This is a genomic window from Streptomyces sp. 5-10 (genome assembly GCF_014712245.1).
Lineage (GTDB): Bacteria > Actinomycetota > Actinomycetes > Streptomycetales > Streptomycetaceae > Streptomyces > Streptomyces violaceusniger.
In genome coordinates, this window is record NZ_JACVYG010000032.1 from 26,505 (window position 1) to 52,209 (window position 25,705).

The following is a 25,705-nucleotide window of genomic DNA, read 5'->3' on the forward strand; positions in this document are numbered from 1 at the left end:
GATGTTCGACACCGTCCTGGTGGCCAACCGCGGCGAGATCGCCGTGCGCGTCATCCGCACCCTGCGGCGGCTCGGGGTGCGCTCGGTCGCCGTCTACAGCGACGCGGACGCGGACGCCCGCCATGTGCGCGAGGCGGACACGGCGGTGCGGATCGGCCCCGCGCCCGCCGCGGAGAGCTATCTGTCCATCGAGCGACTGCTGGAGGCCGCGACCCGCACCGGCGCCCAGGCCGTCCACCCCGGCTATGGCTTCCTCGCGGAGAACGGGGCGTTCGCCCGCGCCTGCGCCGACGCCGGGCTCGCCTTCATCGGCCCGCCCGCCGGGGCCATCGAGCTGATGGGCGACAAGATCCGCGCCAAGGAGACCGTGCGCGCGGCCGGGGTGCCGGTGGTGCCCGGCTCCTCGGGCAGCGGGCTGACGGACGAGCAGCTCACCGCCGCCGCACGGGAGATCGGGACGCCGGTGCTGCTGAAGCCCTCGGCGGGCGGCGGCGGCAAGGGCATGCGGCTGGTCCGCGACGAGGCGCTGCTCGCCGACGAGATCGCGGCCGCCCGGCGGGAGGCGCGCGGCGCCTTCGGCGATGACACGCTGCTGGTGGAGCGCTGGATCGACCGGCCCCGGCACATCGAGATCCAGGTGCTGGCGGACGGTCAGGGGCATGTGGTCCACCTCGGGGAGCGCGAGTGCTCGCTCCAGCGCCGCCATCAGAAGATCATCGAGGAGGCGCCCAGCCCACTGCTGGACGAGGCCACCCGGGCGCGGATGGGCGAGGCCGCGGTGGCGGCGGCCCGGTCGTGCGGCTATGTGGGCGCGGGCACGGTCGAGTTCATCGTGCCGGGCGACGATCCGTCGGCGTACTGCTTCATGGAGATGAACACCCGGCTCCAGGTGGAGCATCCGGTGACCGAGCTGACGGTGTCGGTCGGCGGGCGGCCCGGCCTGGACCTGGTGGAGTGGCAGCTGCGCGTCGCCGCGGGCGAGCCGCTGCCGTTCGGGCAGGACGAGATCGCCTTCGCGGGCCATGCGGTGGAGGCCCGTATCTGCGCCGAGACCGCCCGCGCGGCGGCCGACGGCCGGGTGGACTTCCTGCCCTCGGCCGGCACTGTGCTGGCGCTGGACGAGCCGGAGGGCGAGGGGGTGCGGGTCGACTCCGGGCTGAGCCAGGGCACCGAGGTCGGCACGGTCTACGACCCGATGCTCGCCAAGGTCATCGCCCATGGCCCCGACCGCCCCACCGCCCTGCGCCGGCTGCGCGCCGCCCTCGGCTCCCTGACCGTCCTCGGCGTGGACACCAACACCGGCTTTCTGCGCCGTCTGGCCGCCCACCCCGCGGTCGCCTCGGGCGAGCTCGACACGGGCCTGGTCGACCGCGCGGCGGCCCAGCTGATCCCGGCGGCCATACCGGAGGAGGTCTACGCGACGGCGGCCCTGCTGCGCCAGGCGGCCCTGGAGCCCGCCGCTCCGCGTGGCGGCGGATCCGGTGGGCGCCCGGAGCCCGGCGGCTCCGGCCTCGGCGGCCCGGCCGCGGACGTGTGGGTCGATCCGTTCTCGGTGCCGACCGGCTGGCGCCTCGGCGGCGACCCCGCCTGGACGGTCCACCGCCTCCGCGTAGCGGGCCACCCCCCGGTGACGGTCCGCGTGCGCGGCCGCGCGCACGAGGCGGAGGTCCGCATCGAGCACCCCGACGGCAGCACCTGGGCGGCGGCCGCCCCCACCACGGACCGGCCCGGTGGGCCACAGGACGCGGCGGCCGAGGCCACCCCACCCCTGGGCGCCCCGGGCGAAGGCGGCGCGGAGGGCCCGGCCACCCGGACCAGCCCCGGCTCCGCCGTCACCGGCGCCAGTGTGTGCGCCCCGAAAGCGGAGGTGGACGAGCGGGCTGCCGCCGCCCATCACGCGGCGGCGGACCGCCGCCCCGGCGGGGTGCACGAGGCAGTGGACACGGCCCCGCGCGCGACGGACCCGCGCCCGGCCGCCGACGCGGGCGCGGGCACGACCACCGCTCCGGCCCACGCGGGGGCGGACGCCACATGGCGCCCGGCGGCCGACGCGGGTGCCGCCATGCGGGCGCGGCTCGTCGCCCTCGACGAGGGCACCGTGCTGCTGGACCTCGGCGGGGTCACCCACCGCTTCCGGCATGCCGCGCACGGCGCGAGCCACTGGCTGGGGCGGGACGGGGACGCCTGGCGCGTGGTCGGGCACGACCCCGTGGAGGAGGCGCTGCGGGGCGGGGCCGCCGCGGCGCACGCCGGGGAGCTGACCGCGCCCATGCCCGGCACCGTCACCGTCGTGAAGGCGGCCGTCGGCGACGAGGTCGCCGCCGGTCAGGGGCTGCTGGTGGTCGAGGCGATGAAGATGGAGCACCTCATCTCCGCCCCGCACGACGGCACCGTCACCGAGCTCGAGGTGACCCCCGGCAGCACGGTCGCCATGGATCAGCTGCTGGCGGTCGTCACCCCGCACGAGCCGCACCAGAGCGAGGAGCGTGAGTGATGACCCTCCCCATGACCGTCCCCGCCCCCGGGCTGCCCACCCGGGTCCGAATCCACGAGGTGGGCCCCCGGGACGGGCTGCAGAACGAGAAGGCGCTGGTCCCGGCGCCCATCAAGGCCGAGTTCATCCACCGGCTCGCCGAGGCCGGTCTCACCACCATCGAGGCCACCAGCTTCGTCCACCCCAAGTGGGTGCCCCAACTGGCCGACGCCGAGGAGCTGATGGCGCTCATCGACGACGTGGACGCCCGGCTCCCCGTGCTCGTGCCCAATGAGCGCGGGCTGGACCGTGCCCTCGCGCTGGGCGCGCGCGAGATCGCCGTCTTCGCCAGCGCCACGGAGTCCTTCGCCAAGGCCAACCTCAATCGCACGGTGGACGGCGCGCTGGAGATGTTCGAGCCGGTCGTCGCCAAGGCCCAGGACGCGGGCGCGGCCGTGCGCGGCTATCTGTCCATGTGCTTCGGCGACCCGTGGGAGGGCCCGGTCCCGATCTCCCAGACCGTCTCGGTCAGCCGCCGGCTGATGGACATGGGATGCGACGAGATCAGCCTCGGCGACACCATCGGCGTGGCCACTCCGGGCCATGTGCGGGAGCTGCTGGACACGCTCAACGAGGCGGGCGTCGCCGACGACCGGCTGGCCGTGCACTTCCACGACACCTACGGCCAGGCGCTCGCCAACACCCTCGCCGCGCTCGAGCACGGCGTGACCACCGTCGACGCCTCCGCCGGCGGCCTCGGCGGCTGCCCGTACGCCAAGAGCGCCACCGGCAACCTCGCCACCGAAGACCTCGTGTGGATGCTCGACGGCCTCGGCATCGAGACCGGGGTCGACATCGGCCGTCTCACCGCCACCAGCGTGTGGATGGCCCGGCATCTGGGCCGGCCCAGCCCGTCCCGCACCGTCCGCGCCCTCTCCCAGAAGGAGATCTGAGCCATGCCGATCGACCACCGACTCAGCCCCGAACACGAGGAACTGCGCCGCACCGTAGAGGCGTTCGCGCATGATGTGGTCGCCCCCAAGATCGGGGAGTACTGGGAGCACCATGAGTTCCCGTACGAGATCGTCCGCGAGATGGGCCGGATGGGCCTGTTCGGCCTGCCCTTCCCGGAGGAGTACGGCGGTATGGGCGGGGACTACTTCGCGCTCTGCCTCGCCCTGGAGGAGCTGGCCCGGGTGGACTCCTCGGTGGCGATCACCCTGGAGGCGGGGGTCTCGCTCGGCGCGATGCCGATCTTCCTCTACGGCACGGAGGAGCAGAAGCGCACCTGGCTGCCGGGGCTCTGCTCCGGGGAGGCCCTGGGCGCCTTCGGCCTGACCGAGCCTGGCGGCGGCTCGGACGCGGGCGCCACCCGCACCACGGCCCGGCTGGACGAGGCCACGGGCGAGTGGGTGATCAACGGCACCAAGTGCTTCATCACCAACTCCGGTACGGACATCACCGCGCTGGTCACCGTCACCGCCGTCACCGGCCGCAAGGAGGACGGCCGCCCCGAGATCTCCTCGATCATCGTGCCGTCCGGCACCCCCGGCTTCAGCGTGGCCGCCCCCTACTCCAAGGTGGGGTGGAACGCCTCGGACACCCGCGAGCTGTCGTTCGCCGACTGCCGGGTCCCGGCCGCGAACCTGCTGGGCGCGGAGGGCCGGGGCTACGCCCAGTTCCTGCGGATACTGGACGAGGGCCGGATCGCGATCTCCGCCCTGGCCACCGGGCTCGCCCAGGGCTGTGTGGACGAGTCGGTGGCGTACGCCAGGACCCGCGAGGCGTTCGGCCGCCCCATCGGCGCCAACCAGGCGATCCAGTTCAAGCTGGCCGACATGGAGATGCGCGCCCATATGGCCCGGGTGGCCTGGCGCGACGCGGCGTCCCGGCTGGTGCTCGGCGAGCCGTTCAAGAAGGAGGCGTCGATCGCGAAGCTCTACTCCTCCGAGGTAGCGGTGGACAACGCCCGCGAGGCCACCCAGATCCACGGCGGCTACGGCTTCATGAACGAGTATCCGGTGGCCCGGATGTGGCGGGACTCCAAGATCCTGGAGATCGGCGAGGGCACGAGCGAGGTCCAGCGCACGCTGATCGCCCGAGAGCTGGGCTTCGCGAGCTGAGCACCAATGGAGCCCACCCGGCGAGCGCCCGCCCCAACTGGGGCGCCCCGCCCCTACGGGTGTCTGGCAGACCACGCGGCGGAGCCACACATCGATGCTGCCCCTCCCCGCCCCTACCAGCAGTACCGATACGCGGCTCCCCCGCACGGCAGACGCTCCGCCACACGGCAGGACCCCGCCGCACGACAGAGGCTCCGCCACACGGCAGGCGCCCCACCGCACGGCAGAGGCCCCGCCACAAGGCAGGCGCCCCACCGCACGGCAGGACCTCCACCGCACGGCAGGGGCTCCGCCACACGGCAGGGGCTCCGCCACACGGCAGACGTTCCACCGCGCGGCAGGGGCTCCGCCCCTGGGTTCCGGGGGCTGGGGCGGGGCCCCAGTTGTGGGAAGGGGCGGGTAGGGGAAAGCAGCCCGCCGCAGGCGTCACGAGCCACCGGACAACACACCTAGCGCCAGGGCCGCCCGTAGCGTCGAGGTCGCGGCCCGCGCTGGGCGGGGCGGAGCCCCGGGCCTCGGCCGAGCGGAGGCCCGGGGCCCTCGGCCACGCGGAGGCCCGGAGCCCTCGGCCGAGCGGCGGCCTCAGCTCGTGGGCCAGGGGATCTGCGGGGAGCGGTAGTACGCGATGCCCATCGCATCCCAGCGGGGCCCCTGCGCGGCCACCCGCATCCGATAGTCGCTCCAGTCGTGCGTGCTCGCGGGCGACCAGCCGAGCTCCGCGATGCCGGGGAGGCGAGGGAAGGCCATGTACTCGATCTGCGGGCTGGTCTGGAGGGTCTCCGACCACAGCGGCGCCTCGACACCGAGCACCGATGACGCCGGGGCGTCCTTGATGTACGTGCCCGGGTCCCAGTCGTAGGACTGCTTCGCCTCGACGTACCCCGCCCAGTCGAGCCCCAGGGGCGTATTGGCGTCGTACTTCATGTCCAGATAGGCGCGGTTGGCCGGGGAGAGGACCAGCTTGGTGCCCGTCTTGGCCGCGTCCGCGACCTCCTTCTCGCTCCCGTTCGTCCCCCAGTACTGGGCGATCGCGCCCTTCGCGGGGTGCGCACCGGTCAGCTGGTGCCAGCCGACCACCGTCTTGCCGTACTTGGCGACCACCGGCTGCACCCGGTCCATGAAGGCCACATAGTCCTCATGGCTGGTGGAGTGGGCCTCGTCACCGCCGATGTGGAGATAGCGGCCGGGGGTGAGCGCGGCGAGCTCGCGGATGACGTCGTCCACGAAGTCGTACGTCACCTCCTTCGGCACGCACAGCGAGCTGAAACCGACCTCGGTGCCGGTGTAGAGCGGCGGGGCGACGCCGTCGCAGTTGAGCTCCGCGTACGAGGCGAGCGCCGCGTTGGTGTGGCCCGGCATGTCGATCTCGGGGACGACGGTCAGCTCACGGCTGGCCGCGTAAGCCACGATCTCGCGGTAGTCGTCCTTGGTGTAGTAGCCGCCGGGCCCGCCCCCGACCTGTGTGGAGCCGCCGTGCCTGGCCAGCTTCGGCCAGGAGTCGATCGCGATCCGCCACCCCTGGTCGTCCGAGAGATGCAGATGCAGCTTGTTGATCTTGTAGAGGGCCAGCTGGTCGATATAGCGCTTGACCTGGTCCACACCGAAGAAGTGCCGCGAGACATCGAGCATCGCGCCCCGCCAGGCGTAGCGCGGCACATCGGTGATGGTGCCGCCGGAGACCCGCCAGGGGCCCGGCTGCCGGGTGGTGCGCTCGATGGACGCGGGCAGCAGCTGCCGCAGCGTCTGGACGCCGTGGAACAGCCCGGCGGAGGCGCGTGCGGTGAGGGTGATCGCGCGGCCGGTGACCTGGAGCCGGTACCCCTCCTCGCCCAGTGTCCGCACCCCGGCCGCCTTGGGCGTCAGCCGCAGCCGGATGCCGTCGTCACCCGACCGCGTGGTGACGGGCAGCGAAAAGCCGGTGGCGGGACGCAGCACCCGCGCCAGGTAGTCGCCCACCCGACGCGCCGGGCGCGCCGAGCCGTCGGAGCCGGACACCCGGATGCGGGCGTCGGGGCGAATCGCGTACGAGCCCGCCGCGGGCCGTACGGACGCGGGCGCGGGCACGACCCGGTCCAGCGGGGTCGGTGCGGCCGCGGCGGCGCCTTGGGCGGAAGCGGAGGAAGTGGCGGAAGCGGAGGACGGGCGAGAGGACCAGGGAGAAGCCGGAGAAGCGGAGGCGGAGGAGGCTGCGGTCCCCGCCCCGGCCACCACGGTCAGCAGCAGGGAACACAGAAGTCGAGCACGGCGTCGTCTCACAGGGGATCCCTTCAACGAAACGTGGCATCTTGGGTACCGCGAGGGTCAGTTGCGGTCAAGGTGTAGACCAATGTGTCGCTGAGCGCCTGTCAGAATTCACCGCATGGCGGAAATCACCCAGCGCGATGGCGCCTGGAGTTTTGACGGGGAAGCGATCCGGATCGTCCCGGGACGGGACCGCGGCGTGCACGCCGTACGGCAGGCGCTCGGCGAACTGACCGTCCCCCTGGTGGCGTTGGCCGGGGTGGCCTACGAGCCGGGGCGGAAGTCGGGCCGGCTGCGGCTGCGCCTGCGCGAGGGGGCGGACCCGGTGCTCCAGGCCACGGGCGGCAAGCTGCCGGATGCCGCCGATCCGTATCAGCTCTCGGTGGAGCCGGAGCGCAGGGACCTGGCCGAGTATCTGGTCGACGAGGTCCGCCAGGCGCTGACCCTGGAGCAGGTGCCGCCCGGCCCCTGCGACCGCTATGTGCTGCCCGGCCCCTCGGTGCCGATCTCGGCGTCGGCGGGCGACGCCACGGCCTCCTTCGACGGGGAGCGGGTCCGGCTGGACTGGAACTGGAAGACCGAGGAGTCGAAGAAGTCCGGCGGTCCCCGCACGATCCTCCTGCCCGACCTGGAGATGGTGGAGTGGGTCCCGGCCGCCGGGCTGGAGAACGGCTACCTCCGCTTCGTCACGGCGAAGGCCACGGCGACGGCCGCGCCCAAGTACGACCCGCACGCCGTGGTGCTGTACGGATTCAAGAAGGATCCGCTGATGGCGCTGGTCGCGGCGGCCGTCATGGCGCGGATGCCGCATCCGGGCGCCCCCGCGAAGGCGCTCGCCGCCCAGCCGCCCGCCCCCGCCCCCGCCCCCGAGCCGACGCCCGCGGACGCCCCGCCCGCCGGGGGCGACGAGGGTGAGGTGGATCACGACGTCCTGCTGCGACGGCTGCGCGAACTCGGCGATCTTCACCAGAGCGGGATCCTCACCGAGGAGGAGTTCACCACCGCCAAACAGGCCGTGCTCCGCCGCTTCTCCGGCGCCTGAGAGACGGCTCCCCCGCGACCGAGGGACGGTTTCCCCGCGCCTGAGAGACGGCTCCCCCGCGACCGAGGGACGGTTTCCCCGCGCCTGGAAGACGGTTCCCCCGCCGCCGAGGGCCGGATTTTCCGTCACCGAGGCCCAACCCTGCCCGATATCGGGCAGGAATGTTGCGAAACACCGCGCCGCATCGCAGTATCTACGGATGCTCGACCGCCGTATGTCCCACGATGACCTTATCGACCACCTGGTCCGCAGTACGCCGCTCAGCCGCGGCGAGGCGGGCCGGGTGGTGCTGGACGTCCTGGCGTACTTCGACGAGACGACGGAGGAGTTCGTCCGGCGCCGCCACCGCGAGCTCCAGTCCGGCGGGCTGACCAACGCGGACATCTTCGAGCGGATCACGGCCGAGCTGCCGTACCGCGCGGTGGCCCCGCCCGAACTCTCGCTGCGCCAGCTGCGCCGCATCGTCTACGGCTGACCACGCCGGTACGCACCTGTACGCACTGGTGCGCACTGGTGCGCACCGGCATGACGCCGGTACGACGCCGGTCCACGACGGCGGCCGCCACCGCCGGACACGAGCACGAGCATGCACGAGCGATCCAATGGGAGGGCCTGAACACCATGTGCGGAATCGTCGGATACATCGGGAAACGCGATGTGGCACCGCTGCTGCTGGAGGGGCTGCAGCGACTGGAGTACCGCGGCTATGACTCCGCGGGGCTGGCGATCCAGGGCAAGCCCGCCAAGGGCACCCAGAGCGCCGGGCTGAAGACCGCCAAGGCCAAGGGCCGGGTCCGGGACCTCGAGGCCAAGCTGCCCAAGCGGTTCGCGGGCACCACCGGCATCGCCCACACCCGCTGGGCCACCCACGGCGCGCCCAACGACATCAACGCCCATCCGCATCTGGACGCGGACGGCAAGGTCGCCATCGTCCACAACGGCATCATCGACAACGCCGCCGATCTGCGCGCCAAGCTGGCCGCCGACGGCGTGGAGCTGGTCTCCGACACCGACTCCGAGACGCTCGCCCACCTCATCGGCCGCTCCCAGGCGCCCACCCTGGAGGAGAAGGTCCGCCACGCGCTGGCGATGGTCGAGGGCACCTACGGCATCGCCGTGCTGCACGCGGACTTCCCCGACCGCATCGTCGTCGCCCGCAACGGCTCGCCGGTGGTGCTCGGCATCGGCGAGAAGGAGATGTTCGTCGCCTCGGACGTCGCCGCGCTGGTCAGCCACACCCGCCAGGTGGTCACCCTGGACGACGGCGAGATGGCCACCCTCAAGGCCGACGACTACCGCACCTACACCACCGAGGGCAGCCGCACCTCCACCTCCCCCACCACCGTGGAGTGGGAGGCCGAGTCGTACGACATGGGCGGCCACGACACCTATATGCACAAGGAGATCCACGAGCAGGTCGACGCCGTGGACCGGGTGCTGCGCGGGCGGATCGACGACCGCTTCTCCACCGTCCGCCTGGGCGGGCTCAACCTGGACGCCCGCGAGGCGCGCGGGGTGCGCCGGGTCAAGATCCTCGGCTGTGGTTCGGCGTACCACACGGGCCTGATCGGCGCCCAGCTGATCGAGGAACTGGCCCGGATCCCGGCGGACGCGGAGCCCGCGAGCGAGTTCCGCTACCGCAACCCGGTGGTGGACCCGGACACCCTCTACATCGCGGTCAGCCAGTCCGGCGAGACCTACGACACGCTGGCCGCCGTCCAGGAGCTCAAGCGCAAGGGCGCGCGGGTGCTGGGCGTGGTCAATGTCGTGGGCAGCGCGATCGCCCGGGAGACGGACGGCGGGGTGTACGTCCACGCCGGTCCTGAGGTGTGCGTCGTCTCCACCAAGTGCTTCACCAACACCGCCGTCGCCTTCGCCCTGCTCGCCCTCCACCTGGGCCGGATCCGCGACCTCTCGGTCGCCGACGGCAAGCGGATCATCGCCGGGCTGCGCAAGCTGCCGGAGCAGATCGCCGAGGTGCTGCGCGGCGAGGAGGAGATCAAAAAGCTCGCCGCGGAATATGCGAACGCAAAGAGCATGATGTTCGTCGGACGGGTCCGCGGCTACCCGGTGGCGCGCGAGGCGTCCCTGAAGCTGAAGGAGGTCTCCTACGTCCACGCCGAGGCGTACCCGGCCTCCGAGCTCAAGCACGGGCCGCTCGCGCTGATCGAGCCCGAGGTGCCCACCGTGGCGGTCCTGCCGGACGACGACCTGCTGGAGAAGAACCGCGCGACGCTGGAGGAGATCAAGGCCCGCAGCGGCCGGATCCTGGCCGTGGCCCACCGGGAGCAGGAGAAGGCGGACCACACGATCGTGGTCCCCCGCAACGAGGTGGAGCTCGACCCGATCCTGATGGGCATTCCGCTCCAACTGCTCGCCTACCACACGGCGCTGGCGCTCGGCCGGGACATCGACAAGCCCCGCAACCTCGCCAAGTCGGTGACGGTCGAATAGGCCCGCACCGCCCGCGACCTCGACGGATCCCTCGGTGGATCCCTCGGCGGTCCCCCGCGTGTGCCACCACGCACGCGGGGGCCGCCTCCCCTTCGCCGACGTCGCCTCTCATACGCCGGCGGCTGGCCGTCGCGCGGGAACCGTCACTTCCCGCGCGACAGCACGATCGAACGGTTTGTACCCCTCACAAACGCACAATCCACCTCTACGCACGGGTAGGTTCGTCCGTTGTCAAGCGGACTTGACGCCATCTCACCTGCGGTCAAGGGGAGTTGAGGGTGTCCGGTTCCAGGCCCCCGCGCCATGTCGTGCCGACGGCAGAGGTTTCGGAATGAACAACATCGCTTGACGAGGAGGCGCGCCGGGTGCCGTGCGTCCAGAGTCTCAGGGACTCAAGCGAACCCAGAAGGGCCGAAGGGCCCAGGAAGCAGCCAGGACGGCCCGGAAGAGCGGGCAGGAAGGGCGGCGGGATGGGCAGGACGGCCCGCGAGAAGAGGCCCGAGGGCGCTCAGGGGATGACGGCACGCAGACGCTCAGGGGTGACGACGCGCGGACGCGCTCAGGGGGGCGACGGCGCGCGGACGCCCAGAAGACGACGACGGACGGACGGTCAGACGGTCGGATGGTCAGGGGATGACGACGACGGGCCGCTGCGCCCGCCGCGCGAGCCGCCCCGCGACCGAGCCGAAGATCCGCCCCACCAGCCCGTGCGTGGAGCCCACCACGATGGCGTCGGCCGCGTACTCCCGGCCGACCTCCTCCAGCTCATGGCAGATGTCCCCGCCCCGTTCGACGAGGATCCAGGGCACCTCGGAGAGATGATCGGCGCAGGCCAGCTCGAGCCCCAGCACCTCGGTGCGGTGATCGGGGACGTCGACGAAGACCGGCGGCTCACAGCCCGCCCAGACCGTCGTCGGCAGCCGGTTGGCCACATGGACGATGATCAGCCCCGAGCCGGAGCGCCGGGCCATGCCGATCGCGTAGGCGAGGGCTCGCTCGCTCGACATGGAGCCGTCGAATCCCACCACAACACCGTGCTGGAACGCTGGATCGCAGGAATGACGTGTTTCTTCCGCCGCTTCGGGGTGCGCCATGTGATCGGCGACCCGCTTGCGGTCCGCGGGTTCGGGGATTTCGTAACCGGCCATCGGTGTCTCGGCGAAGGATGTCCTCGTGCGGAGGGATCGGCGGGGGCTCAGGTAGGGGGTTGTCGGGGGACTTGAGCTCCGCTGGAGCTCGGGGGCGGTCTCGAGGGGTCGAAATCCGTCCGGGATTCATCTTTCCAAGCCCTTACCCCCAAGGGTACGGCGGCATTCACCACCTGCCCAGAGGTCGCCACGGGAGCGGAGCCGCCCGAAGCGTTCCCCGGAGCATGCCGGAGGGCGGCCCGTAACGCAATGCCCCAAGTGGTCCCCTGTCGGCCCGGACCCCGGCCCGGACCCCGGCCCGGCGGGGCCGCCGCGGTACGCCGTGCGGCCGCCCGGCAGTGACCTGGGGGCGGGCCGGGCGTTGTAGTAGCGACACCGGGTGCGGCGGCCCCGGCCCGCCCCGCTCACCTGCCCGGATCCCCCGCCCGCCGCCCCCTCGCCACCCCCGCGTCGAGCCCCCGCCGGCACCTCGCCGGCCGCTCGAGAGGAGCCCTGCCCGTGCCCGTCGCCCCCGAGTACGACGCCCCCGGCGGCACCCCGGGCGGCCGGGCCGGGACACCCGGACGGCCGCACGCTCCGAGCCCCCTTCGAGCCCAGGTCCAGGCCCCCGCTAGCGACGCGGTGAGCGAGGTGATCCGCTGGGCGGCCTTCAGCTGCGCCGTGGTGCCCGTCGTCCTGCTCCTGTGCGGATCGCCCTTCGGCGCCGCCCTGGGGGCCGCCGCCGGCCTCGCCGCCGTGACGGCCGCCAGCCGCGCCCTGCTGCGCCACGCCGAGCGCACCGCGGCCCGGCTGGGCGCGGACGGCGTCAGCCCGCACCGGGGCCGCCACGGCCGTACGGGGATCGGCGCGCACCGGGGCGGCCGCCGCGTCTGAGGGCCGACCGGAATGGCCCGGAGCCGGGGAAGCGGTGCGTAGCGCTCCGCGTACTCAGCGCCGATGGAGCGCCGCTATAGCGCCGCTCAAGCGATGGAGACGGCCGCATGAGCCCTGAAGAAGTACGAGCGGGACGTACGCCGGTCGTATGACGCATCCGTACGTCTGCGCCCGCTTGTTTTCAGCCAACTTCCGGCCACACTTCTTTCCTTGGCAAACGCCGTGCTCAACACCCGTCCGGCCAGCGTGGAAAGGGGTCCGGGACGCACGTACCCCCTACGGGAAGTGGGTGTCCGCACAAGGCGTACTTCACAGCGAGGGCTACGAGTGCAACGCTTCGTGATCGAATGCTTCGCGCCAAGTTGTCATGTCGACATAGTGGCGGGTGGTGAACTGGTCACGGCGACCACACGCGACACAGTAGATTCGATCTTGGCCATGACCGGCGGGGGAACCGTTCAGGACCGAGGGGAAACGTGCAGGACCGAGAGGACGCGACCACCGAGGGGGGCTTAGTGCCATGAGCCAGGACTCCACGACCGTACCGGAGACCTCGCGCAAGCTCTCCGGACGCCGGCGACGAGAAATCGTCGCGGTGCTGCTGTTCAGCGGCGGCCCCATCTTCGAAAGCTCCATCCCGCTCTCCGTCTTCGGTATCGACCGGCAGGACGCCGGAGTTCCTCGGTACCGACTTCTGGTGTGCGCGGGCGAAGATGTGCCATTGCGAACGACTGGCGGACTGGAACTGACCGCACCATACGGCCTGGAGGCACTCTCCCGGGCCGGCACCGTCGTCGTACCGGCCTGGCGGTCGATAACCCAGCCGCCACCGGCCGCCGCGCTCGACGCGCTGCGCCGCGCGCACGAGGAGGGCGCGCGGATCGTGGGCCTGTGCACCGGGGCCTTCGTACTGGCCGCCGCCGGGCTGCTGGACGGCCGCCCGGCGACCACCCACTGGATGTACGCGCCGACGCTCGCCAAGCGCTATCCGTCGGTCCATGTGGACCCCCGCGAGCTCTTCGTGGACGACGGCGACGTACTGACCTCGGCGGGCACCGCCGCCGGGATCGACCTGTGCCTGCACATCGTGCGCACCGACCACGGCGCGGACGCCGCCGGCGCCCTCGCCAGGCGCCTGGTCGTCCCGCCGCGCCGCAGCGGAGGGCAGGAGCGCTATCTGGACAGGTCGTTACCAGAGGAGATCGGGGCGGACCCGCTCGCCGAGGTGGTGGCGTGGGCGCTCGAGCACCTGCACGAGCAGTTCGACGTCGAAGCCCTGGCCGCCCGCGCCTACATGAGCCGCAGGACCTTCGACCGCAGGTTCCGCTCGCTCACTGGGAGCGCTCCACTCCAGTGGCTGATCACCCAGCGGGTGCTCCAGGCGCAGCGGCTCCTGGAGACCTCCGACTACTCGGTCGACGAGGTCGCGGGGCGCTGTGGCTTCCGCTCGCCGGTCGCGCTGCGCGGGCACTTCCGGCGGCAGCTGGGGTCCTCCCCGGCCGCCTACCGGGCCGCGTACCGCGCCCGCAGGCCCCAGGGCGGGGCCGCGGAGCGCCCGGACCGCCCCGACCGCCTGGAGCGGCTGGAGCGGGCCGACCGGCCCGACCGCGCCGAGGTGATCGAACCCCGCGCCGGCGACCACTCCCTGCCGCTGCGGCGGCCGGGCGCGCCCGGCGCCTCCACCGGCCACGCGGGGCACCCTCCGCACCACCATCACGCTCCGCATCCGGAACCTGGCAAACCGGAGTCGGACGCCTACGCCCCACGCCTGCCCGAACAGGCCGCGGGCCGGGCCCCGGGCCGTCCGTCCCTGCCCGGCCAGCGGGAACGCCCCGTAGGGTGAGACGTATGAACGATCGCATGGTGTGGATCGACTGCGAGATGACCGGGCTCTCGCTGGCGAACGACGCGCTTATCGAGGTGGCCGCGCTGGTCACGGACTCCGAGCTGAACATCCTGGGCGACGGAGTGGACATCGTTGTCCGGCCTCCCGCGGAAGCGCTGGTCACCATGGTCGAGGTGGTGCGCGAGATGCACACCACCTCCGGTCTGCTCGCCGAGCTCGAGGGCGGGACCACGCTCGAGGATGCCCAGAACCAGGTCCTGGCCTACATCCGCGAGCACGTCCCCGAGGCCGGCAAGGCCCCGCTGTGCGGAAACTCGGTCGGCACCGACCGGGGCTTCCTCCTCCGGGACATGCCGACGCTCGAGAGCTACCTCCACTACCGGATCGTCGACGTCTCCTCGATCAAGGAGCTGGCCCGCCGCTGGTATCCGCGGGCCTACTTCAACAGCCCCAAGAAGAACGGCAACCACCGCGCGCTCGCGGACATCCACGAGTCCATCGCCGAGCTGCGCTACTACCGGGAAGCGATCTTCGTGCCCGCTCCCGGCCCGGACTCGGACACGGCGAAGGCCATCGCGACCAAGCACGTCCTGCCCGCCCGGCACGCCTGACCCTGCCGCCATCCCGGTGCTCGCTCCCGACTCCCCGAAAAGCCGGGAGCGAGCACCCCTGAAGACCCTGTACACTTTTTCTCGGCCGGTGCGGAAAGCACCGGTCATGGTGGGTATAGCTCAGCTGGTAGAGCACCTGGTTGTGGTCCAGGATGTCGCGGGTTCGAGTCCCGTTACTCACCCTTAACGATCAAGGGCCTGGCCTGCGGAAGCGGGTCGGGCCCTTGGTGTTTCCGGCCCCTCGCTGCCGCATGCGGCGGCGAGGACGACAAGGACAGCGGCATCAGCACCGCCCCGAAGAGCGAGTGCCCCCAGTCCGGCGTGCCCGGACAGATCGTGCCACCGACATGACAGGGGACGGAGGGGGCTCCGGCGCGGCAGGACCGGCGGACCGGAGCCCGTCCGGTACGGCCCGGAGAATCGACACCGGGCTCGCCGCCTACAACCGGACGCTGGAACCGAAGCGGCTGGTGACGATCCCGGGCGGGCACTTCGCCCCGTACACCACCGAGTTCGCTCGGGCCTCGGCGGCGGCCACCGCCTTCTTCCGCGACCATCCGGCACCGGACGGAGACTGACCGACCCACCAAGGGCCGTTTCGGATCAAGCGCTCTGCGGGATGCGGCACACTTCGCCCCTGACCGTGCCGCTGGCCGCCGCGATGACGGCGTCGAGGCGGTCGCGGGTGGTGGCCAGGTTGGCCATCTGGGCGTCGATGCGGTCGCGTTCCGCGGTCAGGCGGGCGATGTCGGCGGGGGTGGCGACGCTGGTGGACGTGCAGGGGAGGAATTCGCGGAGGGTCTTGCTCGACAGGCCCGCCGCGTAGAGGCACTGGATCCACAGGACGCGGTCGACCGCGGTCTCCGCGTAGTGGCGCTGGCCGCTGGGGCTGCGTTCCGAGGCGAGCAGGCCCTGCTCCTCGTAGTAGCGCAGCGCGCGCACGCTGACGCCGGTCCTGGCGGCGAGTTCGCCGATGCGCACCGTGACTCCTCCTGGCTCTGACGTCAGGGATGCGCTTCAGCGTAGTCGAGGCGCGTGGGGGTCGGAGGCCGGTTGGGCAGGAGCCTCATCGGCCGCCGGCCTCCCGTCGCCGAGGGGGCCGTCGGCGTGTTTGCGCCGGTCCTCGTCCTCGACGAGCAGGGAGAGGAGCGAGGCCACGGGGAGCCCGGCCTCGGCGGGGTGGCGCAGGACCTTCCCCGGCTCGATGCGGTACGTGTTCGTACGCCCCTCACGGGTGTGGGACAGATATCCGTCCTGCTCCAGGTCACCGATGATCTTCTGGACGCCACGCTCGGTCAGCCTGCAGTGCGCGGCGATGTCGCGGATCCGAACGTTCGGATCGTCGGCGATCGCGGCCAGCACGCGGGCATGGTTGGTCAAGAACGTCCATCCAGTGTGCGATTCAGGCACTCCTCCCATGGCCTCATGATATTGCCGAAGCAATAGCGCATCTGGAAACATGAATCAGACTTCGTGTATAGCGAGTAGGCGTGACGCCGGCGAGGCGACCCCGAGGGGAGACAGACAGGTGCACGCACGAGACGTCTCCGCGCCCGAGCCCGGACATCGCTCGCCGTACCGGCCCGTGATCGGCACGGCACCGGGGACACCGGACGGCTCGACGCCACCGAACCCCTCGTCCCTCCTGCTCACCGACAGCTACGCGGAGGGCCCCCGGAAGGTTGTCGTGGTCAACGGGGAGGTGGACTACGAGACCGCCCCCGTCATGTCCGCCGTCCTGCGCAACGCCCTCCGCGATTCCGCCGAGGGCGTTGACGTGGACCTGAGCGCGGTGAGGTTCTGGGACTGCTCGGCGCTCAACGCGCTGCTGAGACTGCGCCGGGAGGCGCTCGCACACGGCAAGACGGTCATCGTCCGCTCCCCGAGCCGCGTGGTCAGGCGCGTCCTCGGCCTGACCGGCACCGCACGGCTGTTCCGGCCCTCGGCTATCCCTTCCCCTCGTCCCTGACGGCCTCGGCGACGCGGGTCAGCGCCTCGGCGATGAACTCCGCGGAGGCGGCCTTGTCGATGCCGAGGCCGGTCAACAGCCCCGCGCCGTCCTCGTGTTCGAGGAGGGCGAGGAGGATGTGCTCGGTGCCGATGTAGTTGTGGCCCAGCCGCAGGGCCTCGCGGAAGGTGAGTTCGAGGACCTTGCGCGCGTCGGCGTCGAAGGGGACCAGCGCGGGCATGGAGTCGGATGCGGCCGGGAGGGCGGCGGTGGCGGCCTGGCGGACGGCGTCCAGGAGGACACCCTGGGCGACGATCGCCTTGGCGGCCAGACCCTCGGGCTCGGCCAGGAGGCCGAGGATGAGGTGCTCCGGGCGGATCTCGGCGTTGGCGGCGGCGCGGGCCTCGTTCTGGGAGGCGACCACGACGCTCCGGGCGCGCGGCGTGTAGCGGCCGAAGCCCTGGCTGGGGTCGAGGTCCGACGGCTCGCCGGAGGCCTTGGGGACGAAGCGCTTCTGGGCCGCCTGCCGCGTCACCCCCATGCTCTTGCCGATGTCGGTCCAGGAGGCGCCGGAGCGGCGGGCCTGGTCCACGAAGTGGCCGATGAGGTGGTCGGCCACCTCGCCGAGGTGCTCGGCGGCGATCACCGCGTCGGTGAGCTGGTCGAGGGCGTCGGGGTGGACCTTCTTGATGGCCTCGATCAGGTCGTCGAGGCGCACGGGATGGGTGAGTCCGACTGGTTTCGTCATGCGTCAACCATAGGTTGACACCGGATAGGCGTCAACGCTGAGTTGACAGTGAATCTAGCCCCGGTGTTCGCCGTGCGGCCGGCTCGGGGGCCAGAACGACGTCCAGGTGAACTTGTCGCCGCCCACCCACCGGACCACATCCGGATCGTCCAGATCGATGTCGTCCAGGCCGACCTCCCGGGCGATCTCGATGACGTCCAGGACCGAGTGCGCCTTGCCCGCCAGCTCACCGGCGATCTCGACCAGTCGGAACGGGGGATTGTTCTGCTGCACCCCGAGCACCACGATCGGCGGCCGGTGGATGCGCGGGGCCTGGGATTCGGTCATATGTCCCAGGCTGCGCCCCACGCCCTCCCGTCGCACCTCGGAGGTGCCGGACCGCGCGGCCGGATACTCCGTCGGACCGCACCGGCTCGCCCGCCCCCGCACCGCGCCCCACGATGGTCCGGTGGACGCAGAACACGGCCGCATATCCGGCGGACTGGGCCGCCGCCGCTTCCTCGGGGCCGCCGCGGCGGCCGGTGCCGGGGCCTCGGCGGTGGTCGCGACGGGCTGCGACTCCTCCTCCGAACGCACCGGCCACCGCGCCCGCCCGTCCCGCCGCGCCGACGCCGCGCGCCGGGCGGAGGAGGCGGAGCGGGCCCGGCCGGGCAGTGCCGACTGGCGCATCCGCTCGGTGGGGCCGCCCGACGCCATCGAGGGCTATACCGACCGGGTGAGCGTGCTGCCCGACGAGGAGTTCGGGCTCCATGTGTCGACCACCGCGCCCGCCTTCCGCGTCTCGGCCTACCGGATCGGCTGGTACGGCGGGGCGCAGGCGCGGCTGGTGTGGCGGTCGCGCCGGGTGGACGGCCGGAAGCAGGGCCCGCCCGTGTTCCTCGACGCCACCCGCACGGTGCGGGCCGACTGGGACCGTTCGCTGCGGGTCCGCGCCCGGAACTGGCCGGAGGGCGCGTATCTGCTGCGGCTGGACGCCTCGAACGGCCATCAGCGCTATGTGCCGCTGATCGTGCGCTCCCGGCAGGCGCGGGGCCGGACGCTGCTGATGCACGCACCGGCCACCTGGCAGGCGTACAACACCTGGGGCGGCTACAGCCTCTACCAGGGCCGGGACGGTGCGTACGGGAGCCGTTCGCTCGCCGTCAGCTTCGACCGGCCGTACGCGAAGAGCGGGGCGGAGAAGTTCCTGGTCTACGAGCGGGCCCTGGTGGTCCTCGCCGAACGGCTGGGCCTTCCGCTCGCGTACACCACGGGCGTGGACGTCCATCTGCGACCGGCCGTGCTGAAGGGCGCCTCGGCCGCCCTGTCGCTCGGCCACGACGAGTACTGGACCCCGCAGCAGCGGCAGTACGTGACCCGGGCCCGGGACGACGGCACCAATCTGGCCTTCCTCGGCGCCAACACCTGCTTCCGCCGGATCCGGCTGGAGCCCGGCCCCGGCGGTGCCCCCGCGCGCACCGTGGTCTGCTACAAGACCGCCTACCGGGACGACCCGTACCTGGTGAACCACCGCGACCTGGCGACCACCGACTTCCGCCAGCCCCCCGCGCCCGATCCCGAGTCCTCACTGACCGGCGTCCTCTACGAGGGCTACCCGACCGACGCCCCGTACGTCGTCCTGGACAGCGGCCACTGGCTGTTCGCCGGGACCGGAGTGGACGACGGGGACTCCTTCGACCATCTGGTGGGGGTGGAGTACGACCGGGTCACCCCGGGCGATCCCACCCCGGCGCCCCTGCGGATCATCGCCCACTCCCCCCTGGTCTGCCGGGGGCGGCACAGCCACTCCGACTCCGCGTACTACACCGTGGCGAGCGGGGCGGGGGTCTTCGCCTCGGGGACGATGCGCTGGGTGGAGGCCCTGATGGCGGGGACCCGTGAGAACGGGCGCGACCACCGGATGGACGCGCGCACCGGGGCCTTCGTCACCCGCGTCACGGAGAATCTGCTGCGTGCCTTCGCGGCGGGGCCCTGCGGCAGGAACAAGCCGCGGCCGGAGGACAATGTGCGCGCGGTGTACGGGACCGGGGCGCGCGCCGAACTCGCGTGAGCGGCGGGGCTCCCGCGCCCGGGAGCCCCGCCTGTCAGGCGCTGGAACGGCCTACTCGAAGAGGTCCGCGTACGACCCCATCGCCAATGCGATGTCCGCCTGGGCCCAGAACCGGTGGTACGTGAAGCTGGGCACCGCGCCGCCCTTCAGATACGCCTCGACCTTGGACCAGGCCGGGTCGGATCTGTAGAAGGAACGGATCGACAGGAAGGTGGAGCTGGAGTCGATCTTGTCACCGTTCGGCATGGTCCCGGTCCAGCCGCTGGGGACGTAGACCGGGTCGTCGAAGCGGTTGTAGTCGGCGCGGGTCTCGGGGACCGCGATGCCGAGGGCGTCCTGGTAGTTGTTCCACATGCCGTCCAGCAGCGCCTTCGCGGTGTCCCTGGCCTTGGTGTCGCCGGACTTGGCGGCGTAGTAGGACAGGGTCTTGGCGTACGCGGCCGCCACGCCGACGTCATTGGTGTAGTCGGCGACGGTGACGTGCAGGTTCGCGTTGGCGCCGGGGCTGGAGGCGTTCCAGGTGTCGGGCTGGCCGGACCACTGGAGGGTGGACGGGATCTGGTACGTGCCATCGGCGTTGACGGTGGTCTTGGACAGCGCCCACTTCACCCACTTGTCCAGGACCGTCTTCGCGGAGGCGTCGCCAGTGCGGTTGTAGTACTCCGCGACGCGCTCCATGGACCACGCCTGGAAGCCGAACCACTGGTTGGACGGCGGGTCGTGGTAGACCGGCTTCTCGTCGTAGTACATGCCGTAGAAGGTGGACGTCCCCGACGGCGGCGTGGCGTAGCGGCCCTGCCAGCTGTTGGTGGCCCCGCCCGCGATGGCGCCCTCGCTGGACTGCAGCCAGCGGTAGAACTCCAGCTGTCGCTTGAGGCTGGTGGACCAGTCGCTCGCGCCCGTCGCGGACTTGGGCTTGAGGTCGGCGTACGAGCTCAGGGCCCAGGCCGCCATGGGGTTCTGGTAGCCGCCGTGGGCGTGGCTGGAGCCGATGCGCCAGGACCAGCCCGCGGAGGTGTCGGTGGCGCCGCCCCAGGCGTAGTACCAGGACAGCAGGTAGTGGGAGCTGTTCTTGCCGCTCCCGGCCGCGCAGCCGGTCTCCCCGACGCAGTTGCCGATCTTCTTGAAGTACTTGTCGTACATCGCGTAGCGCAGATAGTCGCCCATCTTGGCGGCCTTGGCGATGTTGCCGGAGATCTGGCCGCCCTTGCCCTGCGCCTTGGCCCACTCCGAGGCCCAGTAGGCGGCCTGGACGACCCGGGCGTCGGCGTCGGGGGCGTTGGTGAACTTCCACTGCTTGGCGTACGCGGCGTCGCCGGTGAACAGGTCCAGATAGCCGTTCTTGCCGCCGTACTTGAAGCTGTCGCAGGTGGGCTGGGTCACGGTCTCCCAGACCGACTCCTGCGGGCCGCGCTGGAAGGTGTTGACGTAGCTGGGGCCGGTGTCGCTCGGGCCCGCCTCGCACTTGCCGGGCGCGTTGCCGTAGCCGTAGACGTTGTCGACGTCCTGGATCCAGTGCATGCCGTAGATGTCATCGGTGCCGTACGCGCTCTTCAGCTCGGCGGCGATGGGGTCGTTGCCGACCGGGACATTGCCGTTGAGCTGCGAGGGGTACTGGGAGGGCTGGTCCCACTCGGGCGCGTAGGTGGCCGGCTTGGAGGCGTTGTAGGAGCTGTTGGTCGGCTGGTCGGCGTGGGTGGGGATCATGTACTTCTCCATGAGGTCCCACGCGTTGTTGAACTTGGACCAGTCGCCCGTGACCTTGCCGTACATCGCCTGGAGCCAGATCAGGTAGCTGTACGCCTCGGAGGTCGTCTCATGGCCGTGGTCGGGGGCCTCGACGATCAGCGTCTCCACCGAGTGGTACGGAACGCCCTCGGGCGAGAAGTAGCCCGCCGAGGGTGCGGTGATCTTGTTGTAGAGGTCCAGGAAGCGGGCGTCGTAGTCCTTCGCGGCGGCCAGCTGGGTGACGGTGACCTCGGCCTTGGTATGGCCGGCGGCGGTCGCGGTGAAGGTCGCGGCGCCGGTGCCGGAGTTCGCTGCGGCGACGGTCACCTGCTGGGCGGTGTCCCAGTTGGCGGGGGTGAAGGTGAGGCTGGCGCCCGAGGAGATCGTCAGGCCGGTGTTGCCCGAGGTCCGGGCGACGGAGACGGTGACGTCTCCGGACGGCTTGGTGGACAGCTTGACGCCGAACGTCCCGGTCTTGCCCTGCTGCACCCCGAGCTGCCCGGGGCTGGCCACCAGCGCGGGCCCGGCCGCCACATGGATGCCGACGGGGGTGGACTCGGCGGCGGCGCCCTGGCTGTCGTACGCCTTGGCGTAGAGCGAGTAGTCGCCCGCCGGGACGTCCCTGTAGTCGAAGGTGTACGGGGAGGTGGTGTCGGCGCCGAGGAGCTTGGTGTCGCTGTAGAACTCCACCTTGCTGATCGTCGCCCCGTCGGCCGCCGCGGCGGTGGCCGTCATCGGGACGGTGTCGCCGGAGGTGAAGACGGCGCCGGGGGACGGACTGCTCAGCACCGCGATGGGCGGCTGGTGGGCGCCCCGGCAGGTCACGCCGTTGACGGCGAAGGAGGTGGGGGCGGCGTTGGTGCCGCTGTAGGTGAACTGGGCGTCGGTGGTGACATTGCCCCCGGCCGCGATCTTCGCGTTGTGCCCGGCGTTGGTGACGGTGACGGTCTTGCCGGACTGCGACCAGCTGCCGTTCCAGCCGCCTGCGAGCTTCTGGTTGCCCGCGTAAGCGTAGGTGAGGGTCCAGCCGTCAATGGCCTCGGTGCCGGGGTTGGTGATGGTGAGATCGGCGGTGAAGCCGGAACCCCAGTCATTGGTCTTGTAGTCGACCCCGCACTGGACCGCCGCGGCGTGCGCGGGGGCGGCGCCGCCCGCGGCGGTCATGGCCACGGGGAGCGAGAGGGCGGCGGCCAGGGTGGTCACCAGCCGTCTCATCCGTCGTCGTGCCCCTGATCGTCGTGGACCGGATAAGGGCGAGCCACGCTGTGGGCGCATCTGGGGGGACCTCCTCGCGGTTCGTGCGGGTGGTGGGGAGTGTGCGAACCATGTGTGCGAACCAGTGGGAGCGCTCCCAAGGTTCGTGTCAGCCCGAAGGAGTGTCAAGTCTTTGAACAACAGCGGGTCGCCGGGCACCCTCGACCGATAATTCGTGAACGAGGGCTGTTGACATGCGCCCGTCGAGCGCTACCTTCACTTCAACCAGTGGGAGCGGTTCCAGCAGTCTGCGCCGCGTCGAACGGCGCTTGGACCCCGAGGAGTCGCTCCATGCGAGCACCCCCGCGCCTTTATGCCTTGGTGGCCGCCGCGGTGTTATCAGTGGCGGGCACCGCCTTGGTGCCTGCCACCGCCTCGGCGGCGAGCGGCCCGGCCACGACCGCTTCGGCCGCGAGCGCCCCAGCAGTGACCGCGCCCAACGCGGCACCGCCCAAGCTCCGCGCCTCCGGCAACAAGCTCGTCGACGAGAACGGGGCCACCCGGCGGCTGCTCGGCGTCAACCGCTCCGGCGGTGAGTTCATGTGCGTCCAGGGGCGTGGCATCTTCGACGGTCCCGTGGACGACGCGGCCGTCAAGGCCATCGCCGACTGGAAGGTCAACGCGGTCCGGATCCCGCTCAACGAGGAGTGCTGGCTGGGCCTTTCCCACATCAACGCGGCCTACGGAGGGGCCAACTACATCGCGGCCGTCAAGGCGCTCGTCGCCCGGCTGGAGGCCCGTGGCATCACGCCCGTCGTCGAACTCCACTGGAGCCACGGCAGATACACCGGCGGCGACAGCCACTGCGCCGACACCGAGTACGCCACCTGCCAGAAGCCGATGCCGGACGCGCAGTACACCCCGGCCTTCTGGACCTCGGTCGCCCAGACCTTCAAGGGCGACCAGGCCGTGGTCTTCGACCTGTTCAACGAGCCGTTCCCGGACCGCGCCACCTCCGACCTCTCGGCGGCGTGGAAGTGCTGGCGCGACGGCGGGAGCTGCCCCGGGATCGACTTCCAGGTCGCCGGGATGCAGACCCTGCTGAACGCCGTACGGGCCACCGGCGCCAGGAACCTGGTGCTGATCCCCGGGGTCGCCTACTCCAACGATCTGCGCCAGTGGCTGACGTACAAGCCCAACGACCCGGCGGGCAACCTCGCCGCCGCCTGGCACACCTACAACTTCAACACCTGTTCCAGCGAGAGCTGTTTCAACGAACAGCTGGCCCCGGTCATCGCCCAGGTCCCCTTCGTGGCGGGCGAGATCGGCGAGAACACCTGCTCCCACGGCTATGTCGACCGGGTCATGGCCTGGCTCGACGCCAAGGGCGCCTCGTATCTGGGGTGGACCTGGAACACCTGGGACTGTTCCTCGGGCCCGTCCCTGATCAGCGACTACAACGGCACGCCGACCAACTACGGCGTGGGACTCCGCGATCACCTGAAGGGAATGCGATGAGCCGCAGAATCCGAATGGCGGGCACCCTGCTCGCCGCCTCCGCGCTGACCATGGGGGCGCTGACCGGCGTGGCGTCCGCCCAGGTGGACAGCGGCAGGGCGGCCGCCGCGAAGGTCGACAACCCGTACACGGGCGCCAAGGTGTACGTGAACCCCGACTGGTCGGCGAAGGCCGCCGCCGAACCCGGCGGCAGCAAGATCTCCAACCAGCCGACCGGCATCTGGCTGGACCGGATCGCCGCGATCAACGGCACGGGCGGCGCGATGGGGCTGCGCGCCCACCTGGACCGGGCGCTGCAGCAGTCGGGCGGCAGCCCGACCGTCGTCCAGTTAGTGGTCTACGACCTTCCCGGCCGTGACTGCTCCGCGCTGGCGTCCAACGGCGAGCTGGGCCCGACCGAGATCGACAAGTACAAGACCCAGTTCATCGACCCGATCGCGGCGATCCTCTCCGAGTCCAAGTACGCCAACTCGAGTCTGCGGATCGTCACCACCATCGAGGTCGACTCGCTGCCCAACCTGGTCACCAACACCGGCGGCAAGCCCACCGCGACGCCCGAATGCGACACGATGAAGGCGAACGGCAACTATGTGAAGGGCGTCGGCTACGCCCTGAACAAACTGGGCTCGATCGGCAACGTCTACAACTACATCGACGCCGGGCACCACGGCTGGATCGGCTGGGACGACAACTTCAACCCCACCGCACAGGTGATCAAGGAGGCGGCGACGGCCGAGGGCAGCACGGTCGACAAGGTGGCCGGCATCATCGTCAACACGGCCAACTACAGCGCGCTGAAGGAGAACAACTTCACCATCAACGACTCGGTCAACGGCACCACCGTGCGCCAGTCGAAGTGGGTGGACTGGAACCGGTACGTGGACGAGCTCTCCTACGCCCAGGCGTTCCGCCAGGAGCTGGTCAACGTCGGCTTCCCGAGCAACATCGGCGCGCTGATCGACACCTCCCGCAACGGCTGGGGCGGCTCGGCCCGGCCCAGCGGCCCCGGCGCGAAGACGGACGTGGACACGTACGTCAACGGCGGGCGCTACGACCGCCGGATCCACGTCGGCAACTGGTGCAACCAGTCCGGAGCCGGGCTCGGTGAGCGGCCCAAGGCGGCACCCGCGGCCGGGATCGACGCGTATGTGTGGATGAAGCCCCCGGGCGAGTCGGACGGCGCGAGCTCCCAGATCCCGAACGACGAGGGCAAGGGCTTCGACCGGATGTGCGACCCGACGTACACCGGCAACCCGCGCAACAACAACAACATGTCGGGTGCGCTGCCGAACGCTCCGCTGTCGGGCCACTGGTTCTCGGCCCAGTTCCAGGAGCTGCTGAAGAACGCCTATCCCGCCCTGTGACGGGCACAGGCGGCAGCCGCTAGACCCCGGGAAGCACCCGCACACGACGGGGCCGGCGGACGCGCACACGCGCCCCGCCGGCCCCGTCGGCGTATCAAGTCGCACGCCTGGGGGCGAAGCGCCACTTAGGCAGGGGCACCTCCCGGACGAAGGCTGGGGACGGGTCGCGCGCAGATCGTCCAGATCGCCAACGCTATGGTGGACGAGGGCGAGTTTCTGGTGGGCGACCGACCAGTCGTCGGGCTCGGACAGGTCCTCGAACTCGCGGGTCGCATGACACGAGCGGTCTCGTCGGGGTTGCCGTCCTTGCACAGCGTGGCCCCCACCCACAACCAGGCACGAGC

The 25,705-nt window shown here is 71.4% G+C and carries 21 protein-coding genes and 1 tRNA gene; 15 read left to right on the forward strand and 7 right to left on the reverse strand.

Annotated elements, in window-relative coordinates; translation table 11 throughout:
• The first annotated feature begins 1 nt into the window (after position 1).
• The 3 genes from IEJ02_RS29650 to IEJ02_RS29665 are packed head-to-tail and all read left to right on the forward strand — an operon-like array spanning position 2 to position 4,596.
• The gene (locus tag IEJ02_RS29650) at positions 2-2,494 is read left to right on the forward strand and encodes an ATP-binding protein (protein ID WP_223864671.1); all 2,493 of its coding nucleotides are present in this window, start codon (positions 2-4) and stop codon (positions 2,492-2,494) included.
• On the forward strand, positions 2,494-3,426 hold the full coding sequence (locus tag IEJ02_RS29660; protein WP_191067636.1) for a hydroxymethylglutaryl-CoA lyase: 933 nt from the start codon (positions 2,494-2,496) through the stop codon (positions 3,424-3,426). The genes IEJ02_RS29650 and IEJ02_RS29660 overlap by 1 nt, the downstream gene beginning before the upstream one ends.
• A 3-nt stretch (positions 3,427-3,429) precedes the next feature.
• Positions 3,430-4,596, forward strand: coding sequence for an acyl-CoA dehydrogenase family protein (locus IEJ02_RS29665; RefSeq protein WP_191067637.1), 1,167 nt, complete (start codon positions 3,430-3,432; stop codon positions 4,594-4,596).
• A gap of 582 nt (positions 4,597-5,178) precedes the next feature.
• On the opposite strand, the gene IEJ02_RS29670 is transcribed toward IEJ02_RS29665, so the two are convergent.
• Positions 5,179-6,852: a beta-N-acetylhexosaminidase gene (locus IEJ02_RS29670; protein ID WP_191067638.1), complete on the reverse strand. Its 1,674-nt coding sequence runs from the start codon at positions 6,850-6,852 to the stop codon at positions 5,179-5,181.
• A 103-nt stretch (positions 6,853-6,955) separates the two neighbouring features.
• Between IEJ02_RS29670 and IEJ02_RS29675 the strand changes: the two genes are divergently transcribed.
• The 3 genes from IEJ02_RS29675 to glmS all read left to right on the forward strand — a co-directional run bounded on the left by IEJ02_RS29675 (position 6,956) and on the right by glmS (position 10,333).
• Positions 6,956-7,879: a DUF4429 domain-containing protein gene (locus IEJ02_RS29675; RefSeq protein WP_191067639.1), complete on the forward strand. Its 924-nt coding sequence runs from the start codon at positions 6,956-6,958 to the stop codon at positions 7,877-7,879.
• Positions 7,880-8,078: 199 nt separating this feature from the next.
• The gene (locus IEJ02_RS29680; protein WP_037953108.1) at positions 8,079-8,354 is read left to right on the forward strand and encodes a hypothetical protein; all 276 of its coding nucleotides are present in this window, start codon (positions 8,079-8,081) and stop codon (positions 8,352-8,354) included.
• 146 nt (positions 8,355-8,500) lie between these two features.
• Positions 8,501-10,333, forward strand: coding sequence for a glutamine--fructose-6-phosphate transaminase (isomerizing) (gene glmS / locus IEJ02_RS29685; protein ID WP_191067698.1), 1,833 nt, complete (start codon positions 8,501-8,503; stop codon positions 10,331-10,333).
• Between the two features lie 626 nt (positions 10,334-10,959).
• On the opposite strand, the gene IEJ02_RS29690 is transcribed toward glmS, so the two are convergent.
• Positions 10,960-11,481, reverse strand: coding sequence for a universal stress protein (locus tag IEJ02_RS29690; RefSeq protein WP_137978075.1), 522 nt, complete (start codon positions 11,479-11,481; stop codon positions 10,960-10,962).
• 498 nt (positions 11,482-11,979) lie between these two features.
• Between IEJ02_RS29690 and IEJ02_RS29695 the strand changes: the two genes are divergently transcribed.
• The 5 genes from IEJ02_RS29695 (at position 11,980) to IEJ02_RS49000 (ending at position 15,389) form a co-directional block, all read left to right on the forward strand.
• A complete protein-coding gene (locus tag IEJ02_RS29695) occupies positions 11,980-12,354 on the forward strand; it encodes a hypothetical protein (protein WP_223864661.1) in 375 nt (124 codons plus the stop codon).
• Positions 12,355-12,874: 520 nt separating this feature from the next.
• Positions 12,875-14,197, forward strand: a complete 1,323-nt coding sequence (locus tag IEJ02_RS29700; protein WP_191067640.1) for a helix-turn-helix domain-containing protein — start codon at positions 12,875-12,877, stop codon at positions 14,195-14,197.
• A gap of 5 nt (positions 14,198-14,202) precedes the next feature.
• Positions 14,203-14,811 (forward strand): oligoribonuclease, encoded by a 609-nt coding sequence (gene orn / locus IEJ02_RS29705; protein ID WP_191067641.1) that lies wholly within the window; start codon positions 14,203-14,205, stop codon positions 14,809-14,811.
• A gap of 109 nt (positions 14,812-14,920) precedes the next feature.
• A tRNA-His gene (locus IEJ02_RS29710) sits at positions 14,921-14,993 on the forward strand.
• A 165-nt stretch (positions 14,994-15,158) separates the two neighbouring features.
• A complete protein-coding gene (locus IEJ02_RS49000) occupies positions 15,159-15,389 on the forward strand; it encodes a hypothetical protein (protein WP_223864662.1) in 231 nt (76 codons plus the stop codon).
• Positions 15,390-15,414: 25 nt separating this feature from the next.
• On the opposite strand, the gene IEJ02_RS29720 is transcribed toward IEJ02_RS49000, so the two are convergent.
• Together IEJ02_RS29720 and IEJ02_RS29725 are read right to left on the reverse strand one after the other, a co-directional pair.
• Positions 15,415-15,792: a MerR family transcriptional regulator gene (locus IEJ02_RS29720; protein ID WP_191067642.1), complete on the reverse strand. Its 378-nt coding sequence runs from the start codon at positions 15,790-15,792 to the stop codon at positions 15,415-15,417.
• A 36-nt stretch (positions 15,793-15,828) separates the two neighbouring features.
• Positions 15,829-16,230 (reverse strand): helix-turn-helix transcriptional regulator, encoded by a 402-nt coding sequence (locus IEJ02_RS29725; protein WP_223864663.1) that lies wholly within the window; start codon positions 16,228-16,230, stop codon positions 15,829-15,831.
• A 109-nt stretch (positions 16,231-16,339) separates the two neighbouring features.
• Here IEJ02_RS29725 and IEJ02_RS29730 point away from each other — a divergent pair, with 109 nt between their 5' ends.
• Complete coding sequence (locus IEJ02_RS29730; RefSeq protein ID WP_275560415.1) at positions 16,340-16,780, forward strand: STAS domain-containing protein; 441 nt, start codon at positions 16,340-16,342, stop codon at positions 16,778-16,780.
• Here IEJ02_RS29730 and IEJ02_RS29735 read toward each other — a convergent pair.
• On the reverse strand, positions 16,758-17,507 hold the full coding sequence (locus tag IEJ02_RS29735) for a Clp protease N-terminal domain-containing protein (protein ID WP_191067644.1): 750 nt from the start codon (positions 17,505-17,507) through the stop codon (positions 16,758-16,760). The two genes, IEJ02_RS29730 and IEJ02_RS29735, sit on opposite strands and share 23 nt — an antisense overlap.
• Positions 17,508-17,561: 54 nt before the next feature.
• Positions 17,562-17,834 carry a hypothetical protein gene (locus tag IEJ02_RS29740; RefSeq protein WP_191067645.1) on the reverse strand — a complete coding sequence of 91 codons (273 nt, stop codon included), beginning with the start codon at positions 17,832-17,834 and terminating at the stop codon, positions 17,562-17,564.
• Positions 17,835-17,955: 121 nt separating this feature from the next.
• On the opposite strand from IEJ02_RS29740, the gene IEJ02_RS29745 reads away from it, so the two are divergent.
• Positions 17,956-19,557, forward strand: coding sequence for a N,N-dimethylformamidase beta subunit family domain-containing protein (locus IEJ02_RS29745; RefSeq protein ID WP_370467154.1), 1,602 nt, complete (start codon positions 17,956-17,958; stop codon positions 19,555-19,557).
• Between the two features lie 51 nt (positions 19,558-19,608).
• Here the strand turns inward: IEJ02_RS29745 and IEJ02_RS29750 are convergent, their stop codons facing one another.
• Complete coding sequence (locus IEJ02_RS29750; RefSeq protein WP_223864664.1) at positions 19,609-22,500, reverse strand: glycoside hydrolase family 48 protein; 2,892 nt, start codon at positions 22,498-22,500, stop codon at positions 19,609-19,611.
• Positions 22,501-22,830: 330 nt separating this feature from the next.
• Between IEJ02_RS29750 and IEJ02_RS29755 the strand changes: the two genes are divergently transcribed.
• Together IEJ02_RS29755 and IEJ02_RS29760 are read left to right on the forward strand one after the other, a co-directional pair.
• The gene (locus IEJ02_RS29755; RefSeq protein ID WP_191067647.1) at positions 22,831-23,997 is read left to right on the forward strand and encodes a glycoside hydrolase family 5 protein; all 1,167 of its coding nucleotides are present in this window, start codon (positions 22,831-22,833) and stop codon (positions 23,995-23,997) included.
• Positions 23,994-25,361 (forward strand): glycoside hydrolase family 6 protein, encoded by a 1,368-nt coding sequence (locus IEJ02_RS29760; protein ID WP_191067648.1) that lies wholly within the window; start codon positions 23,994-23,996, stop codon positions 25,359-25,361. The genes IEJ02_RS29755 and IEJ02_RS29760 overlap by 4 nt, the downstream gene beginning before the upstream one ends.
• The last annotated feature ends 344 nt before the right edge of the window (positions 25,362-25,705 follow it).

Excerpts from the sequence above, each read along its gene's own strand:
- IEJ02_RS29650 (WP_223864671.1), top strand. The coding sequence starts at position 2 with ATGTTCGACACCGTCCTGGTGGCCAACCGCGGCGAGATCGCCGTGCGC.
- IEJ02_RS29660 (WP_191067636.1), top strand. The coding sequence starts at position 2,494 with ATGACCCTCCCCATGACCGTCCCCGCCCCCGGGCTGCCCACCCGGGTC.
- IEJ02_RS29665 (WP_191067637.1), top strand. The coding sequence starts at position 3,430 with ATGCCGATCGACCACCGACTCAGCCCCGAACACGAGGAACTGCGCCGC.
- IEJ02_RS29675 (WP_191067639.1), top strand. The coding sequence starts at position 6,956 with ATGGCGGAAATCACCCAGCGCGATGGCGCCTGGAGTTTTGACGGGGAA.
- IEJ02_RS29680 (WP_037953108.1), top strand. The coding sequence starts at position 8,079 with ATGCTCGACCGCCGTATGTCCCACGATGACCTTATCGACCACCTGGTC.
- glmS (WP_191067698.1), top strand. The coding sequence starts at position 8,501 with ATGTGCGGAATCGTCGGATACATCGGGAAACGCGATGTGGCACCGCTG.
- IEJ02_RS29690 (WP_137978075.1), bottom strand. The coding sequence starts at position 11,481 with ATGGCCGGTTACGAAATCCCCGAACCCGCGGACCGCAAGCGGGTCGCC.
- IEJ02_RS29700 (WP_191067640.1), top strand. The coding sequence starts at position 12,875 with ATGAGCCAGGACTCCACGACCGTACCGGAGACCTCGCGCAAGCTCTCC.
- orn (WP_191067641.1), top strand. The coding sequence starts at position 14,203 with ATGAACGATCGCATGGTGTGGATCGACTGCGAGATGACCGGGCTCTCG.
- IEJ02_RS49000 (WP_223864662.1), top strand. The coding sequence starts at position 15,159 with ATGACAGGGGACGGAGGGGGCTCCGGCGCGGCAGGACCGGCGGACCGG.
- IEJ02_RS29725 (WP_223864663.1), bottom strand. The coding sequence starts at position 16,230 with ATGGGAGGAGTGCCTGAATCGCACACTGGATGGACGTTCTTGACCAAC.
- IEJ02_RS29735 (WP_191067644.1), bottom strand. The coding sequence starts at position 17,507 with ATGACGAAACCAGTCGGACTCACCCATCCCGTGCGCCTCGACGACCTG.
- IEJ02_RS29740 (WP_191067645.1), bottom strand. The coding sequence starts at position 17,834 with ATGACCGAATCCCAGGCCCCGCGCATCCACCGGCCGCCGATCGTGGTG.
- IEJ02_RS29750 (WP_223864664.1), bottom strand. The coding sequence starts at position 22,500 with ATGAGACGGCTGGTGACCACCCTGGCCGCCGCCCTCTCGCTCCCCGTG.
- IEJ02_RS29755 (WP_191067647.1), top strand. The coding sequence starts at position 22,831 with ATGCGAGCACCCCCGCGCCTTTATGCCTTGGTGGCCGCCGCGGTGTTA.
- IEJ02_RS29760 (WP_191067648.1), top strand. The coding sequence starts at position 23,994 with ATGAGCCGCAGAATCCGAATGGCGGGCACCCTGCTCGCCGCCTCCGCG.